The following is a 16,283-nucleotide window of genomic DNA, read 5'->3' as shown; positions in this document are numbered from 1 at the left end:
ACAAACCGGCATTGTCCGGGTTCGGGCCACCGGGGGCAACGGTGGCCAGATCCTTGCAAAGCCTTCATCGGCAGTAGCCATAATCCCCTCACAGCGACACAGGGAAGAAAGCATGACTGTGCAACCAGCGATCAGCGAACGTGACCTTCGCCGGGCCACCATGTGCCAGTTGCTGCACTGGCTGGCGGTGGAGCGCGTGCAGCCACAGGCCCTGGCTGAGACGTATCTGGAAGCGATCGAGCGCCTCAATCCGTCCTTGAATGCCTATGTCAGCCTCAGCTCAGCGATGCTGCAGGAGCAGGCGCTGGCCGCCCAGCACCGGCGCCGCGACGGCGTGATCGGCCGGCTTGATGGCATTCCCATTGCCCTCAAGGACAACTTCGACGTGGCCGGCTGGCCCACCAGCGCGGGGCTGGCCGGACGCCGTGAGCCGGTGGTGGAGGATGCCCACGTGGTGGCGCGCCTGCGCGCCTCCGGGGCGGTGCTGGTCGGCAAGACCAATATGGACGAGGGGGCGCTGGGCGCGGTCACCGACAATCCGCATTTCGGTGCAACGCACAATCCGCATCGCCATGGCTACACCGCTGGCGGATCGTCCGGCGGCGCGGCGGCCGCGGTGGCGGCTGGGCTGGCGGCGGCGGCGGTGGGATCGGACAGCCTTGGGTCCGTCCGCATTCCTGCGAGCTACTGCGGCGTCTACGCGCTCAAGCCGACGCATGGCGAAATCTCCGCGCGCGGCATGGTGCCCGCGGCGCGTCGGCTCGATACCGTCGGCCTGCTCGCACGCAGCGCGGACGACCTGACGGTGTTGCTGCAGGTGTTGGCCGGTTATGACGCCGACGATGCGCGCTCGCGTCGCCGGCGCGTGGCGCTGTCGCCGCCGGACTGGGAACCGGGTCGCCTGCGGGCCGGGTTCCTTCCCAACCTGGCGGCTGTCGGCGTGCACCGGGACGTCGTGGACGTGTTCCAGGCCGCGCTGGACAAATGGCCGCGTGAACTGGGTGAGCGCCGCACCGTGGACTTCGACGACTGGGATTTCGCCCGCACGCGTCGTGCCGGCCTGCTGCTGATGGAGGCGGAGATGCTGGGCACGTTCGCCGCCGACCTGGCCGACACCGGGCATCGGGCGTCCGAGCATTTCCGCCGCCTGTTGAGTTATGCCGCCGGCAAGAGTGCGGCCGACTATGCCGCCGCCGATCGCGTGCTCGACGCCGCCACGCTGAAGATGCGCCGACTGTTCGCGCAGATCGACGTGCTGGTGATGCCCACCACGCCACAGGGCGCGTTTCCGCTGGATGGCCCGGTGCCCGATTCACAGGCCGACCTGACCAGCTTCGCCAGCCTGGCCGGTTGCCCGGCGGTGAATATTCCCATGGGCTATCTGCCGGATGGTATGCCGATTGGCCTGCAACTGGTGGGGGCGCGCGGATCGGATCTGCGCCTGCTCGAACTCGCCTCGGTGTGTGCGGCGACGCTCGACGTGGAGCCGGCATTCCCGGCCATCAGCTGACCTAGCGGGGCAGGTGCGGTGGGTTTGTTCGATCAGGCGACATCGGGTGGCTGGGAGTCGTTGCCGTTGCCGGGAGGCGAGCTTTCGTGGTGGCCGGCCTGGCTGGCTGGCGACGAAGCCGATGCCTTGCTGGCCGATGCCCAGGCAGCGATTCCGTGGGAAGTCCATCGCATCCGTATCTTCGGCAAGGAAGTGGACTCGCCTCGCCTGAGCTGTTGGATCGGCGACGAGGACGCCACCTACGTCTATTCGCGCACGCGCTTTGAACCGCACCCGTGGACGCCGGCACTGGCTTTACTGCGTGATCGCGTCGCCCAGGCGTGCGGAGCGCGCTTCAACAGCGTGCTCGCCAATCTCTACCGCAACGGCCGGGATTCGATGGGTTGGCACAGTGACAACGAGCCCGAACTCGGACCGCGGCCCGTTATCGCGTCGTTGAGCCTTGGTGCCGTGCGACGGTTCCGCCTCAAGTCCCGCGAGGGCGGCGACATGCTGGGCATCGAACTGGGGCACGGCAGCCTGCTGCGCATGGCGGGCGACACCCAGCGACTTTACGTGCACGACCTGCCCAGAACGAGTGCAGCCGTGGGGCCGCGACTCAACCTGACCTTCCGTTGGGTGGATGCCTCGCTGCGCTAGCGACTCAGTGGGTGCGCGAATCAGGGCGGTCCAGCGGCTGCTGCAGCGTCCAGTTCACCATCTGCGAGGCGAGCGCATCGGTGGCTTGCCCGAAGGCCGTGACGACCTGCGTCACCGCCGTGCCGCCCACTGGCTGGGTGATGTCGAAGCGGCGGCTGGCCACGATGCGCAGCCCATTGGTCTGCACCAGCCGCGCATCGAAGCGGATCACCACCACGGGCTGGCCGTTCTCGTAAACGGACTGGAAGGCGCGCAGGTCACCAGACAGGAAGTAGTCTGCCTGCAGGCTGGTTTCATCGCTGCTGAGGCCGGGGATGCGCCCATTGTCGCGGAAGGCATCGACCAGGCGGTTGCGCAGCAGCGTCGTGGCTGAGTCACTCCAGCGCGCACCTTTGTACACGCTCATCGTGTCGCCCTGAGGCAGCACGGTGATGCGCGCGCTGTCGATCATGCGCTCCGCGTGCGGCGTGTCGACGCGCAGCGACCAGGTGACGGGGGCGCCGATGTCATGCGGCAGCGGTGTGGCGGGCAGACGGTAGATCTGCTGCGGCTCCGACTTGGGCAGCACCGAGCAGGCCGTCAGCAGGGCGATCGCCGTCCCGGCGAAAAGATGGGCGAGCAACCTCATGGCTCAAACTCCTTGTTGCGTTCGCGACCAAGCAGGAAGCCGGCCGGGTTGTCGTCGAAGCGGCGCGAGATGCCGCGCAGCGAGCCGGCGGCATCGCGCAGTTCGCGCACGGCCGGGCCCAGTTCGCTGAAGCCTTGCAAACCGCCGTTGATGGCGGCGCGATTGTCGCTGAGCAGGCGGTCGATTTCGGCCGAGGAATGTTCCAGCGACGCCATGGTCTTGCGCGCGCTGTCCAGTGTCTCCCGACCCTGGTTGTCGAGCAGCCCATTGGCGTTGCGAACGAGCTGGTTGGTCTGCGCCAGTGTCTCGTTCGCCTGCTTGCTGGCCTGCGCCAGTTGCTGCAGCAGCTGGCGGATGTCGTCACGCTGTGCGGCGACGGCGCCGGTAGCCTGGTCCAGATGCTCCAGCGTGCGGCTGATGCGTTCGGTGTTCTCCGGTGACAGCAGCATGTTGGCGCGCGCGACGACTTCATTGATGTTGGTCACCAGATCCTCGCCGTTGGCCAGGATGCGGCTCAGCGGCGAAGGGTCTGCCACGATCACCGGTGGCTGGCCGTCGCGTGATTCCAGCGCCGGACTGTTCGGTGAGCCACCACTGAGCTGGATGATCGACAGGCCCGTCACGCCGGTCATCGTGAGCTTGGCATGGGTGTCCTGTTTCACCGGCGTATCGCCACCCACGCGGATGCGCGCCAGCACCTTGCGGGGGTCCTGGGGATCGAGCTTGAGCTGGGTGACGTCGCCCACCTTGATGCCGTTGTATTGCACGGCACTGCCCTGCGAAAGGCCAACCACGGCCTCGTTGAACACCACCTGGTAATCGGCGAACTGGCGGTCCGAACTGGACTTGGCCAGCCACAGCGCAAACATCAGCGCGGCGGCCACCACGATCACCGTGAACAGGCCTATGAGTACGTGATGGGCACGCGTTTCCATATCACTTCACCTCGGGGGAATGCTCGCGCTCGTGCGCTTCTTCGGCGGCGCGGCCGCGCGGGCCGTGGAAGTAGGCTTGCACCCATGGATCGGGGTATTGGGCCACTTCGTCGAGCGGACCCACCACCAGCACCTTCTTCTGCGACAGTACCGCCACGCGGTCGCAGATCGTGTACAGCGTGTCCAGGTCGTGCGTGACCAGGAAAACCGTCAGGCCCAGCGCGTCGCGCAGGGTCAGGATCAGCTGGTCGAACGCGGCGGCGCTGATCGGGTCCAGGCCGGCGGTGGGTTCGTCCAGGAAGAGGATTTCGGGGTCCAGCGCCAGCGCACGCGCGAGTGCCGCGCGCTTCACCATGCCGCCGGACAGCTCGGAGGGATACTTTGTCTCGGCACCCGCGGGCAGGCCGGCGAGCGCCAGCTTCACGCCACCCAGTTGCTGTGCCTCCGGGCGTGTGAGGCTGGCGTGTTCGATCAGCGGCATCGCCACGTTCTCCACGATATTGAGCGAGGAGAACAACGCACCGTTCTGGAACAGCACGCCGAAGCGACGTTCCACACGGGAGCGCTGTTCGGGCGGCAGGCTCAGCAGGTCCTGCCCGAACACATGCACCTGACCCGAGGTGGGGCGGCGCAATCCGACGATGCTGCGCAGGAGCACCGACTTGCCGGTGCCCGAACCACCGACGACGCCGAGGATCTCGCCGCGGCGGACGTCCAGGTCCAGGTGCTCATGCACGGTCTGCGTACCGAAGCGGTTCACCAGGTCGCGGACCTGGATCACGTCATCGATCGGCTGCGGTTTCGCGACGGCGTTCACCAACCCATCTCCATATAGAAGAGTGCGGCCACGGCATCGAGCAGGATCACCACGAAGATCGACTGCACCACGCTGGAGGTGGTGTGCTCACCCACGGACTCCGCGCTGCCACTCACCTTGAAGCCTTCAAGACAGCCGATGACCGCGATCAGGAAGGCGAATACCGGCGCCTTGGCAATGCCGACCAGAAAATGCCGCACACCAATATCCGACTTGACCAGGTTCACGAACATCACCGGCGGGATGTCGAGCACCAGCGCGCAGACCAGGCCGCCGCCGATCAGGCCGGCGATCATGGCAAGAAAGGTGAGCATGGGCAGCGACGCCAGCATGGCCAGCACGCGGGGCAGCACCAGCAGCTCCATCGGATCGAGCCCCAGCGCACGGATGGCGTCGATTTCCTCGTTAGCCTTCATCGAGCCGATCTGCGCGGTAAACGCGCTGGCGGTGCGGCCGGCCATCAGGATGGCGGTGAGCAGCACGCCGAATTCGCGCAGGAACGAGAACGCCACCAGGTCCACCGTATAAATGGTGGCGCCGAAGTCGGCCAGCACGGTGGAGCCAAGAAAGGCCACTACCGCGCCCACCATGAAGGTCAGCAGCGCCACGATGGGCACCGCATCCAGGCCGGTCTGTTCGATATGCGACACCAGCGAGGTGATGCGCCAGCGGCGCGGATGCCCGATCGTGCGCGCGAGGGTCTGCAGGGTCAGGCCGACGAAGCCGAGCAGGCGGACCTGCTGGTGCCAGACGTTTTCCATCGCCGCACCGATGCGTGCGAGCACCTCGGTGGCGGTGTTGTGCCGGCGCGCGGTCCGTGGTTCGACATAGCCGGCCATCGCCTTGCCGACGGTCTGCAGCAGCGCCCGCTGGGCGGCCGGCAGGGTGGGGTCGTCGGTGGCCAGATCCCCCAGCCGGGCGGCGCCAAGCAGGCCGGCCAGCAAGGCGGCGCCGGCGGTGTCCAGGGCGCCCAGCGCACTCAGGTCGATGGGAGTATGGGTGTCCAGCCGGCTCTTCAGTCCATCGACCGTGCGTTCCAGCGCTGCGTAATGGGCCAGCGTCCAGTCGCCAGCCACACGCAGGCGGGGAGGCGTGGCCGTGGCATCGAGCTGTGCGCTTCCTGTCGCCATCGATGTACTCATGGGGCGCGATCTTAGTGGAGTGTCGCGTAGGACAGGTGACGAAATGATGGTGAGGTCATCGCCAGTGCACCTGAAGCGTTTCCTTACGCCGAGTGGCCTGCTGCGCTGTCCTGCCTGCCATTTTCCGCTAAATTGCCCTATCGACCGTGTGCCCGGGTGCGACCGGGACTCCAGGAATCAGTGACGCCACGCATGTCTTCCATGTCCTATCTGGACGCCCTCGAAGCCGAGAGCATCCACATTTTTCGCGAAACGGCGGCTGCCTTCGAGCGCCCCGTGATGCTTTATTCCATTGGCAAGGACTCCTCGGTCCTGCTGCATTTGTTGCGCAAGGCGTTCTATCCGGCCCGCCCGCCGATGCCGCTGCTACACGTGGACACCACCTGGAAGTTCCGCGAAATGATCGCCTTCCGCGATGAGGTAGCGGCGGCGGGCGACGTGGAAGTGCTGGTGCATATCAATGAGGAAGGCGTGCGCCAGGGCATCTCGCCGCTCACCCATGGTTCGGCGGTACACACGGACGTGATGAAGACGGTGGCCCTCAAGCAGGCGCTGGACCACTATCGTTTCGATGCTGCCATCGGTGGCGCTCGACGCGACGAGGAGAAATCCCGCGCCAAGGAGCGCGTGTTCTCCTTCCGCAATGCCCAGCACCGTTGGGATCCGAAACAGCAGCGACCGGAGCTTTGGCACACCTACAACACCCAGATCCACCAGGGTGAAAGCGTGCGCGTGTTCCCCCTGTCCAACTGGACCGAGATGGACGTCTGGCATTACATCCAGCGCGAGCGGATTCCGGTGGTGCCGCTGTACTTCGCCAAGCCGCGCCCGGTGGTCGCGCGTGACGGCGCGCTCCTCATGGTGGATGACGATCGCTTCACCCTGCGCGAGGGCGAGAAGGTCGAGATGCGCAGCGTGCGGTTCCGCACCCTGGGCTGCTATCCGCTCACCGGTGCGGTGGAATCGACGGCCGCCACGCTCGACCAGATCATCGATGAGATGGCCGCCTCCCGCAGCTCGGAGCGCCAGGGCCGGGTGATCGACAACGACGGCAGCGCATCGATGGAGCGCAAGAAGCAGGAGGGGTATTTCTGATGGCCATCATCGACCCCGCCGGGAACATCGCCCCGGATACCGGCCTGCTGCGCTTCATCACCTGCGGCAGCGTCGACGACGGCAAGAGCACCTTGCTCGGCCGCCTGCTTTATGACGCCGGCATCGTACCGGACGACCAGCTCGCCGCGCTGGCGCGCGACAGCCGCAAGCTGCACGGCGACGGTCCCGAGGCGCTGGATTTCGCCCTGCTTACCGATGGTCTCGATGCCGAGCGCCAGCAGGGCATCACCATCGATGTGGCCTACCGCTATTTCCACACGCCGCGCCGCAACTTCATCGTGGCGGACTGCCCCGGCCACGAGCAGTACACCCGCAACATGGCCACCGGCGCATCCACCGCCCAGCTGGCCGTGGTGTTGGTGGATGCGCGCAAGGGCCTGCTGCCGCAAACGCGCCGCCACAGTTATATCTGCGCCCTGATGGGGATCCGCCAGGTGGTGCTGGCGGTGAACAAGATGGACCTGGTGGATTGCCGCGAGGACATCTACGCGGCCATCACCCATGAGTACCGCGCGCTCGCCGCGCAGCTGGGCATCACCACCGTGCACTGCCTGCCGGTGATTGCGCCCGGTGGCGACAACATCGGCAAGCCGTCGACGCGGATGCCCTGGTACCAGGGCCCCACCTTGCTGGCACTGCTGGAGTCAGCCGATACGGCGGTGACGCAGGCGGAAGACTTCCGCATGCCGGTGCAATGGGTGAACCGCCCCGATGCCTCTTTCCGCGGTTACGCCGGCACCGTGAGCGGCGGCCGCGTGGCCGTCGGCGCGGAGATCGTGGTGCAGCCGGCCATGCGCCGTGCCCGCATCGAGCGCATCGTCACGGCCGACGGCGACCTGCCGGAAGCCGTTGCCGGCCAGGCCGTGACCTTGACGCTAGACCGCGAGATCGACGCCAGCCGTGGCGACGTGATCGCCGACGCGGCCCGCCCCGCGCCGGTGGCCGACCAGTTCGCCGCCCATATCCTGTGGATGGGTGACGAATCACTGCTGCCCAACCGTGCCTACTGGCTGAAGATCGGTTCGCGCACGGTCAACGCGCGCATCACCTCGATCAAGCACAAGGTGGACGTGAACACGCAGGCCGAGCTGGCCGCCCGTCGCCTCGACCTCAACGAGGTCGGCTACTGCAACATCGACCTGGACCATGCCATCGCGTTCGAGTCGTATAAGAACAACCACGCCCTCGGCGGATTCATCCTGATCGACCGCACCACCCATGCCACCGTCGGCTGCGGCATGCTGGACTTCGCGCTGCGCCGTGCCGCCAACGTGCATTGGCAGCATACCGACCTGAACAAGGAGGCGCGCAGCGTCAGCAAGGGCCAGTCGGCGCGCTGCCTGTGGTTCACCGGGCTTTCCGGCGCGGGCAAGTCGACCATCGCCAACCTGGTCGAGCGTCGCCTGCACTCGCTCGGCTACCACACCTATATGCTGGACGGCGACAACCTGCGCCATGGCCTGAACAAGGACCTGGGCTTCACGGCCGAGGCACGCGTAGAGAACGTCCGCCGTGTCGCCGAGGTGGCACACCTGATGGTCGATGCCGGCCTGATCGTGCTGGTGTGCGTCATTTCGCCGTTCCAGAGCGAACGCCAGTTTGCGCGCGGCCTGTTCGATGAGGGCGAGTTCCTCGAGGTGTTCGTCGACACCACGCTGGATGAGTGCGAGCGTCGCGATCCCAAGGGGCTCTACCGCAAGGCCCGTGCCGGCGAGATCGTCAACTTCACCGGCATCGATTCGCCTTACGAGGTGCCTGCGGATGCCGAACTGCATCTGCGTACCGTCGGGCTGCGCCCCGAGCAGCTTGCCGAGCAGGTGGTCGAGCAGCTGCTTGCCGGCCTTGGGCACTCGACCCGGTCCTGACCGGTTTCCTTCCGCCCGTGTGGTGGCCACCGTCATTCCGATCACGGTCGGGATGCCGGTGGCGAGCGGCGCATGCGTTTGCATGTTGCGGTGCACGACGCGCGACCGATACGCCAACGCACGGTAAGTGCCTGGCACGCTTGGCTTGGAATGTATCCGTGGCCCCGGCGATAATGTTTCTTTCCCCAGGGCACGACTGCGATGACCGAGAAGACCGTACTCAACGATACCCACCGGGCGCTTGGCGCGCGCATGGTCGACTTCGGCGGCTGGGACATGCCGATCAACTACGGCTCGCAGATCGAGGAACACCACGTCGTGCGCCGCGATGCGGGCATGTTCGACGTCTCGCACATGACGGTGATCGACCTCCACGGCGCCCGCACGCGCGAGTTCCTCCGCCACCTGCTGGCCAACAGCGTCGACAAGCTCAAGGTGCACGGCAAGGCCTTGTACTCCTGCATGCTCAACGAGCAGGGCGGCGTGATCGACGACCTGATCGTCTACTTCCTGGGCGAGGAGTTCTTCCGCCTGGTGGTGAATGCCGCCACCCGTGCGAAGGACCTGGAGTGGATCGAAAAGCAGGCCAAGGCCTTCGGTGTCGAGGTCAAGGAGCGGCCGGACTTCGCCATGATCGCGGTGCAGGGGCCCAACGCCCGTGCCAAGGTCATTGGCCTGCTGGCCGAGGTGGACCACGAGCGCATCGGCAAGCTCGGCAAGTTCGCCGCCGCTGCGGCGCAGGGCCCGCACGGCATGCCGCTGTTCGTCGCCCGCACCGGTTACACGGGTGAGGACGGCTTTGAAATCATCGTGCCGCAGGAGCACGCCGTGGCCCTGTGGCAGGCACTGGCCGCTGCGGGCGTGGCGCCCGCCGGCCTGGGCGCGCGTGACACGCTGCGCCTGGAGGCGGGCATGAACCTGTACGGCCAGGACATGGATGACGCGGTGTCGCCGTGGGAGGCCAACCTTGGCTGGACCATCACCCTGGACGAAGGCCGCGACTTCATCGGCCGCAAGGTGCTGGAGGCGCAGAAGGCCGCCGGCGTGAAGCGCGTGATGGTCGGCCTGGTGCTCGACGAGAAGGGCGTGCTGCGCCACGGCCAGCCGGTGCTCACCGCCAACGGCGTGGGTGAAATCCTCTCCGGCAGCTTTGCCCCGACGCTCAACAAGGCGGTGGCGTTCGCGCGCATTCCCGCCGGCGAGCCGGGTGACGTGCGCGTGGACATCCGCGGCAAGGAAGTGCCGGTGCGCGTGGTGAAGTACCCCTTCGTGCGCGACGGCAAGCCCTGCGAAGGCATCTGACATTTACCTGGCGGCGACGCGGGCGTGGCCCGTGTTGCCAACCGGGTGGAGCGGCTAGAATTGCCACTCCACCCCGATCCCACATCAACGATTGGACCCGATCATGAGCGAGATTCCCGGCGATCTGAAATTCCTCAAGTCCCACGAGTGGGCCCGCGTCGAAGACGACGGCCTGGTGCGCGTGGGTATCTCCGACCACGCCCAGGGCCAGCTCGGCGACCTGGTGTACGTCGAACTTCCCGAGATCGGCGCCAGCGTCCAGGCCGGTCACGGCGTGGCCGTGGTCGAGTCGGTCAAGGCCGCCTCGGACATCTACAGCCCGGTCTCCGGCGAGATCGTCGCGGTCAACGAAAACCTCAACGACAAGCCCGAAACCATCAACGAAGATGCTTTCGGCGAAGGCTGGATCTTCCTGGTCCGCGCCAGCGATCGTGGCGAGCTCAACGAACTGCTCGACGCCGATGCCTACGCCGAGCTGGTCGAGAACGAAGACCACTAGGTCCAGGCTTCGATGCTTCACCCGACGCCGGCCGCTTGAAGCGGCCGGCGTCTTTTTTGGGTAGACGTCCAGGCGTTTTTCCCTGCGGGTGATCTGATCCGGATATGCGGCGGGTGATGTTTTTCCGCGCTGCAGTTCTCGCCGTCCATGCCGATAGATGTCCGGGACGGCATGTTCGGGAATCTGGTGGCGGAGTCACCCAACACCCCTCTTCGATGCCTTCGACGTCCTCCGGGGCGGTCCGGAACGGCCATCCGGACGGTCTCCCCGAAAAATAATTTCAGTCGACTTTTGTTCATCCAGAGAGGTGCCCCGGAGGCCCGCCCGGCCGGCATGCGATGTGTCTCGGCGGGTGAGACAGCCATGTTGCGCCGCACATGGCTTGGTAAAGACAAAATGCCTTGTTTTAAGCGGTTTTATTGAAATAAAGGTAATGGAATTGGCATTTATATCTGGATGTATGGACGTCCAAATAAAAATGCCTGTAAACCCCGCAAGGCCTTGTCTGGCGGGGGTTTTGACCCTCCTGGGGGTGGGTGAAACGGATTGATTTCATGGTTAAAATCAATTGACAGTTGAAATCTTCAGGAATAGCTTTCGCATCGGAACACGGAGAACGGGTGCCATGGCAACATCGAAATTCATCAAGCCTTATATCGAGCATGGAGAAAAGGCCGGCGCAGTACGCAAGATCACGGTCTCGATTCCACTGCACGTACTGAGGCCCTTGTCTGACGAACGCACCCGTCGTCAGGTGAACAATCTTCGGCACGCCACCAACAGCGATTTGCTGGTGGAGGCGTTCCTGCACGCTTTTACTGGGCAACCACTGCCAACTGATGAGGAGCTGAGACGAACTATGGCCACTGCCAAGAAAGCCGCTGCAAAGAAGCCCGCCGCCAAGAAGGCGACCAAGAAGGCCGCCGTGAAGCGCGCGGTCAAGAAGACCGCCGTGAAGCGCGCGGTCAAGAAGGCCGCCGTGAAGCGTGCGGTCAAGAAGGCCGCCGTGAAGCGCGCGGTCAAGAAGGCTGTCAAGAAGGCTGTTGTGAAGCGCGCGGTCAAGAAGGCCGTCGCTAAGAAGGTTGTGAAGAAGGCTGCTACCAAGCGCGTCGCCAAGAAGGCTGCCGCCGCCAAGGTTGTGAAGGCCGTCAAGGCTGCAAAGGCCCCCAAGGCTGCCAAGGCTGCCAAGGCCCCCAAGGCCAAGAAGTAAGCTTTACTCTTAATAATAAGTAAGAACGACTTTTCTCCCCGCGGTGCCCAGCGTGGGGAGAGTCCTTCGAAAGAGCGACTCGTCCCGGCCCTTGCCGGGACGCTTCGTTTCTGGCGCCAGAAAACCTGGCCTAGCCCGATGGCCGCGCAGCGGCCTCCGCCGAAGCGGGCGAGGGCGGCGCGATGTGCGTTCCATCGCCGACACGACGATTGATTTGCCGTAGTGCGGCATTACGGTTACCTTTCACACATCCGCGCCGCGGCGGGCCTGGGGAGGCCGGCCGCTCCTGGATTTACAGGGGGAAAAAGCGCGGGTATCTGATGCCACTCGGTGAGAGATCATGGATACCCGATTCAAATATCGCGCGCGTCGCCACGCGCGTGGGGCCATTCGGCCCGCAGCTATTGCCATCGTCGGCGTCGTGGGGGCCTTTGCCGTCGCGTCCTGGCTTTTCATCATCAAACCGCACATGGATATGGTCTCGGCCGATATCGGCGCCCATCCGTCGACGCCGGTAAGGGCCAGCAGTACCGAAGCGCCGCCGGCACCGGTCAACGTGGCCGCCATGAGCATGAACCAGCTGCTCGCCGAGGCCCGCAAGGCGGTGAACGAGCAGCGCCTGCTTTCGCCTGCGGGCAACAATGCCTTCGAGTTCTACCTGAAGGTGCTGGAGAAGCAGCCGGGCAACCAGGTGGCCACCGACGCATTGCGCGAAACCTTCCCGGTGGGCGCGAGCGTGGCCGAGCAGGCGATCAACCAGCGTGACTTCAACGAAGCCCAGCGGCAGATCGACCTGTTGGCGAAGGCCGACCCGGCCAACTACACGCTGACCATCCTGCGCTCCAAGCTCGATGCCCAGCGCAAGCTGCAGGATCGCGAGCAGCAGCTGGCGTCGGACAAGGAAAAACAGCAGCAGCTGGCGGCGCAGAAGGCAGCCACGGACAAGGCGGATGCCGATCGCCTCGCGGCCGAGGCACAGCAGAAGGCCCAGGCTGACCGTGCGGCACAGGCACGCGTGGCCCAGCAGCAACAGGCAACCGAAGCCCGTCAGCAGCAGTCGGCATCGGCCTCGGCCAACGGCGGCAACGCAGCAGGCGCGAATGCGAGTGGCACGCACCCGGCGGTGCTGTTGCGCAACGTGCCGCCGCGCTATCCAACCACGGCGGTTCGCGCGAACCAGGAAGGCTGGGTGGAAGTGACCTTCACCATTACGCCGGAAGGCTCAGTCGATGACGTGAAGGTGGTGGATGCCGAGCCACGCCATGTGTTCGACCATGCCGCGACCGAAGCGGTGAGCCGCTGGAAGTTCCAGCCGGCGACCCAGGACGGCACGCCGGTGGCCTCGCAGGACAAGCGCCGCATCGTGTTCAAGCTCAACTGACGGTTGACCTGCCGCCCGGGCGGCAGGTCCATGCAATGCAAAAGCGCCGCAGGAAGCCCTGCGGCGCTTTTTTCATTCGTGGTGCTCAGTTGGTGCCGTTGCTCGCGGTGGCGGCGCTCTTGCTCTTCCGGTGGGTCTTGCCTTTGGCGGTATGGGCGGCCGTTGCAGGCGCGTTGCTCTCGATGCCGGCCCAGTCGACGTGAGGGAGCCCGAGCAGGCTGTCGAACACCATCGGCAACAGGCCGGCGGGCAGGGGATCGGCCGAGTTCCACATCATCACCATGCCCACGCGGTACTTCGGCAGGAAGCCGATCATGGTGCGATAGCCCTCGACGGCGCCGGCGTGGAAGATCAGCGTTTCGCCTTCGTAGTCGAACACCCGCCAGCCCAGTGCGTAGGAGGCATCCTCGAGGCGGGCGCGGCGCCAGGGGGCCGAGTGCATCTCGATGGGCGTGGACACCTCCGGCGCATGCAGCGTGGCGAGCAGCGCGGGTGAGAGCACGTCAGGGCGGCCACCCATTTGCGCGATCAGCCACTGTTCCATGTCCTTCAGGCTTGCGTTGACGCCCGCCGCCGGGGCGACGCGGTAATACGCTTCCTTGGGTTCGAAGGGCGTCCAGCCGTTGCCGCTTGGGCGATGGGGGCGTGCCCAGCTCTTGCTGGCCTCCAGGCCTTCGCGACCGTAGCTGGCCGTCTTCATGCCGAGCGGGAAGAAGATGTTCTTGTCGACCTGGCGGGTGAAGAAGTCGCCGGTCTGGGCATAGACCACGTCGCCGATCAGGCTGAAGGCGATGTTCTGGTAGCCGTAGCACTGGCCCACGTTGCAGGTCAGCGTGACCTCGTCCAGCCGGCGCGCCAGTTCTTCATACGACACGTTCTCTTCGAGCATGTTGTCGTAGGTGTTCTTGGGCAGGCCCAGGCGCTGGCCAAGGATGTCGCGCACGGTGGCGTGCTCGGCGGCGCTGTCGTTCTTGAGCCTGAAGAAGGGCAGCACCGCGACGAGCTTGGTATCCCAGGAGAGCTTGCCGTCGTTCACCAGTACGCCCGTCAGCGCCGTGGCGAAGGCCTTGGACAGCGACGCGAGACGGAACACGGTCTCCGGTGTCACCGGCTCACGCGTGGCCGCATCGGCGTAACCGATGGTGCCTTCGAACACGACCTTGTTGTCCGCCACCACGGCGGTGGCCAGGCCGGCCACGGCGTTGCGCTGGTCGAGGCGATCCAGCCATTGCTGGTAGGCCGCCAGGGTGTCCTTCATGCGCTCGGCGGGTACGCCTTGCGCGGCCGGCGCAGCGTTGCTCTCGCCCGCCTGCGCCGCCGCGCGAGCCATGGGCGAGGTGCTGGCAAGTCCCAGCGTCGCGGCGATGAGCAATGGAAGCGTGCGAAACGTCATGCTGTTCTGAGGTCGGGGCGCCGTGGCGACGCCGGGTCGAGATACAGCTCGGAAGAGAGCCGGGCCTTGGGTCGCACCAGCCGGATCCATCCATGACGACCACCCGAGGGTACCGCAGGGGCGCGCGAAAATCCGCTGTCCGGACGGCGGATGCCCCCTATTCCCCGGGCGGACGCGTGCCAGGCCTGGTTTCGTTCAGGATGAGCGCACTCGCGCGTTCAGCCATCATGATGACCGGCGCATTGGTATTGCCGCTGGGCAGGCTGGGCATGACCGATGCGTCCACCACCCTCAGGTTCTCCAGCCCGCGCACGCGCAGCTCGCTGTCCAGCGGGGCGCGCGCGTCCTTGCCCATGCGACACGTGCCTGAGGGGTGGTAGATGGTTTCCGCCTTGCGTCGGATGAACTGGGCGTACTCCGCGTCGGTGGTGATGGCCTGTTCCGGGAGGACCGGCTTTCCGCGGAAGCGCGCGAAGGCGGGCTGCGAAAGAATCTCGCGGGAGAGCCGCGCCGCTTCGATCATGCACCGCAGGTCGTGCCCTTCCGCATCGCTCAGGTAGTTGGCATGGATGGCGATGGGCTGCGCGGGATGGGCCGAGCGCAGGCGAAGCCTGCCCCGGCTGCGTGGATGCAAGTAGCACGCGTGCACGGTGTATCCGTAGCCGGGCAGGCGGTGGCGGCCGTGGTCATCCAGCAACGCCGGCACGAAATGGAACTGCAGGTTGCAGCGCTCGTCCGTGGCCAGCCGGCTGCGCACGAAGCCGCCGGCCTCCGCGACGTTCGACGTGCCTGGCCCTTCACGATGCCGCAGGAAGCGCAGGCCAGCGGCTAGTTCGTTGAGGTGGTCGTAGGTGATTTTCTGCGTGCTGCCGTCCAGCGTGCAGATGTCTAGATGGTCCTGCAGGTTGGCGCCGATCTCTGACTGATCGACATGCACCGTGATGCCATGCTCGCGCAGATGATCCGCCGGCCCCACGCCGGACAGCATCAGCACCTGCGGGGTATTCACCGCGCCACCGGCAAGGATGACCTCGCCCGCCTCGATGACGGCCTTGCTGCCGTGCAGCTGCACGCCCACCGCGCGGCCGCGCTCCAGCACCACGCGCGCGACCATCGCCCCGGTGCGCACCTCGAGGTTGGCGCGACCCCGCGCGGGCCGTAGGTAGGCCGTGGCGGTGGAGCAGCGCATGCCGTCGCGCTGGGTCACCTGATAAAGCCCGAAACCGCCCTGGTCCGGGCCATTGAAGTCGTCGTTACGCGCATAGCCCGCGCTGACCGCGCTGTCGATGAAAACCTCCGACAGCGGGTTGTGATAGCGAAGATCGCTCACTCCCAGCAGGCCGCCGCTGCCGTGCAGCGCGCTGGCGCCGCGCGTGTTGTCCTCGCTGTGGAGGAACCAGGGGCGCACCTGCGCCCATGACCACCGGTCGTCGCCGGTGGCTTCGGCCCAGCGGTCGTAGTCGCCGGGCACGCCGCGGATGTAGCACATGGCGTTGATTGAGCTGGAACCGCCCAGCGTCTTGCCGCGCGGCCACCACAAGGTGCGGCCCTGCAGCTGCGGCTCCGGTTCGGTGCGGTAGTTCCAGTTGAGTCTGCGGATACTGGCCAGCCGCGCGATCCCGGCAGGCATGTGGATCAACGGATGCCAGTCGGACGGCCCGGCCTCGAGCAGCAGAACACGTCTGGTGCCGTCGGCGCTGAGCCGGTTGGCCAAGACGCAGCCGGCCGAACCTGCGCCGACGATGATGTAGTCGTAGTTCACTGCGCCCCTGCCGTTGGTCGTCACAGCGGCATGCTAGTCTGTATCGGACCCACGCTGGAAACGCCGGTGAATACCCCCCGACCT

Annotated in this window: 14 protein-coding genes; 8 read left to right on the top strand and 6 right to left on the bottom strand. The window is 65.9% G+C overall.

The features are described 5' to 3' along the window. The first annotated feature begins 112 nt into the window (after positions 1–112). Complete coding sequence (locus HY57_RS19550; RefSeq protein WP_019467091.1) at positions 113–1,510, top strand: amidase; 1,398 nt, start codon at positions 113–115, stop codon at positions 1,508–1,510. 18 nt (positions 1,511–1,528) lie between these two features. Continuing rightward, positions 1,529–2,149 (top strand): alpha-ketoglutarate-dependent dioxygenase AlkB family protein, encoded by a 621-nt coding sequence (locus HY57_RS19545; protein WP_019467092.1) that lies wholly within the window; start codon positions 1,529–1,531, stop codon positions 2,147–2,149. A gap of 4 nt (positions 2,150–2,153) precedes the next feature. Here the strand turns inward: HY57_RS19545 and HY57_RS19540 are convergent, their stop codons facing one another. The 4 genes from HY57_RS19540 to HY57_RS19525 are packed head-to-tail and all read right to left on the bottom strand — an operon-like array spanning position 2,154 to position 5,671. After that, positions 2,154–2,777 carry an ABC-type transport auxiliary lipoprotein family protein gene (locus HY57_RS19540; protein ID WP_019467093.1) on the bottom strand — a complete coding sequence of 208 codons (624 nt, stop codon included), beginning with the start codon at positions 2,775–2,777 and terminating at the stop codon, positions 2,154–2,156. Beyond that, positions 2,774–3,712 carry an MlaD family protein gene (locus tag HY57_RS19535; protein WP_019467094.1) on the bottom strand — a complete coding sequence of 313 codons (939 nt, stop codon included), beginning with the start codon at positions 3,710–3,712 and terminating at the stop codon, positions 2,774–2,776. The genes HY57_RS19540 and HY57_RS19535 overlap by 4 nt, the downstream gene beginning before the upstream one ends. A 1-nt stretch (position 3,713) precedes the next feature. Further along, positions 3,714–4,529, bottom strand: coding sequence for an ABC transporter ATP-binding protein (locus tag HY57_RS19530; RefSeq protein ID WP_019467095.1), 816 nt, complete (start codon positions 4,527–4,529; stop codon positions 3,714–3,716). Continuing rightward, complete coding sequence (locus HY57_RS19525; RefSeq protein WP_026034243.1) at positions 4,526–5,671, bottom strand: MlaE family ABC transporter permease; 1,146 nt, start codon at positions 5,669–5,671, stop codon at positions 4,526–4,528. Before HY57_RS19525 ends, HY57_RS19530 begins: the two co-directional genes overlap by 4 nt. A gap of 201 nt (positions 5,672–5,872) precedes the next feature. Here HY57_RS19525 and cysD point away from each other — a divergent pair, with 201 nt between their 5' ends. The 6 genes from cysD to HY57_RS19495 all read left to right on the top strand — a co-directional run bounded on the left by cysD (position 5,873) and on the right by HY57_RS19495 (position 13,044). Continuing rightward, the gene (gene cysD / locus HY57_RS19520; protein WP_019467097.1) at positions 5,873–6,766 is read left to right on the top strand and encodes a sulfate adenylyltransferase subunit CysD; all 894 of its coding nucleotides are present in this window, start codon (positions 5,873–5,875) and stop codon (positions 6,764–6,766) included. Further along, positions 6,766–8,652: an adenylyl-sulfate kinase gene (gene cysC / locus HY57_RS19515; protein ID WP_019467098.1), complete on the top strand. Its 1,887-nt coding sequence runs from the start codon at positions 6,766–6,768 to the stop codon at positions 8,650–8,652. The genes cysD and cysC overlap by 1 nt, the downstream gene beginning before the upstream one ends. Before the next feature lie 201 nt (positions 8,653–8,853). Next, complete coding sequence (gcvT, locus tag HY57_RS19510; RefSeq protein WP_019467099.1) at positions 8,854–9,954, top strand: glycine cleavage system aminomethyltransferase GcvT; 1,101 nt, start codon at positions 8,854–8,856, stop codon at positions 9,952–9,954. A 103-nt stretch (positions 9,955–10,057) separates the two neighbouring features. Further along, a complete protein-coding gene (gcvH, locus tag HY57_RS19505) occupies positions 10,058–10,453 on the top strand; it encodes a glycine cleavage system protein GcvH (RefSeq protein WP_019467100.1) in 396 nt (131 codons plus the stop codon). A gap of 625 nt (positions 10,454–11,078) precedes the next feature. Beyond that, complete coding sequence (gene metJ / locus HY57_RS22235) at positions 11,079–11,663, top strand: met regulon transcriptional regulator MetJ (RefSeq protein WP_081500737.1); 585 nt, start codon at positions 11,079–11,081, stop codon at positions 11,661–11,663. A 340-nt stretch (positions 11,664–12,003) separates the two neighbouring features. Then, positions 12,004–13,044 (top strand): energy transducer TonB, encoded by a 1,041-nt coding sequence (locus HY57_RS19495; protein WP_019467102.1) that lies wholly within the window; start codon positions 12,004–12,006, stop codon positions 13,042–13,044. 85 nt (positions 13,045–13,129) lie between these two features. On the opposite strand, the gene HY57_RS19490 is transcribed toward HY57_RS19495, so the two are convergent. Both HY57_RS19490 and HY57_RS19485 read right to left on the bottom strand, forming a co-directional pair. Beyond that, positions 13,130–14,437, bottom strand: coding sequence for a serine hydrolase domain-containing protein (locus HY57_RS19490; RefSeq protein WP_019467103.1), 1,308 nt, complete (start codon positions 14,435–14,437; stop codon positions 13,130–13,132). 157 nt (positions 14,438–14,594) lie between these two features. Continuing rightward, the gene (locus HY57_RS19485) at positions 14,595–16,199 is read right to left on the bottom strand and encodes a GMC family oxidoreductase (protein ID WP_019467104.1); all 1,605 of its coding nucleotides are present in this window, start codon (positions 16,197–16,199) and stop codon (positions 14,595–14,597) included. Between the last annotated feature and the right edge of the window lie 84 nt (positions 16,200–16,283).

Origin of the sequence: Dyella japonica A8, assembly GCF_000725385.1 — a bacterium.
In the GTDB taxonomy this organism is placed as follows: Bacteria; Pseudomonadota; Gammaproteobacteria; order Xanthomonadales; family Rhodanobacteraceae; genus Dyella; species Dyella japonica_C.
The sequence above is the reverse complement of the archived record's forward strand: the minus strand, read 5'-3'. Positions and strand labels throughout refer to the sequence as shown.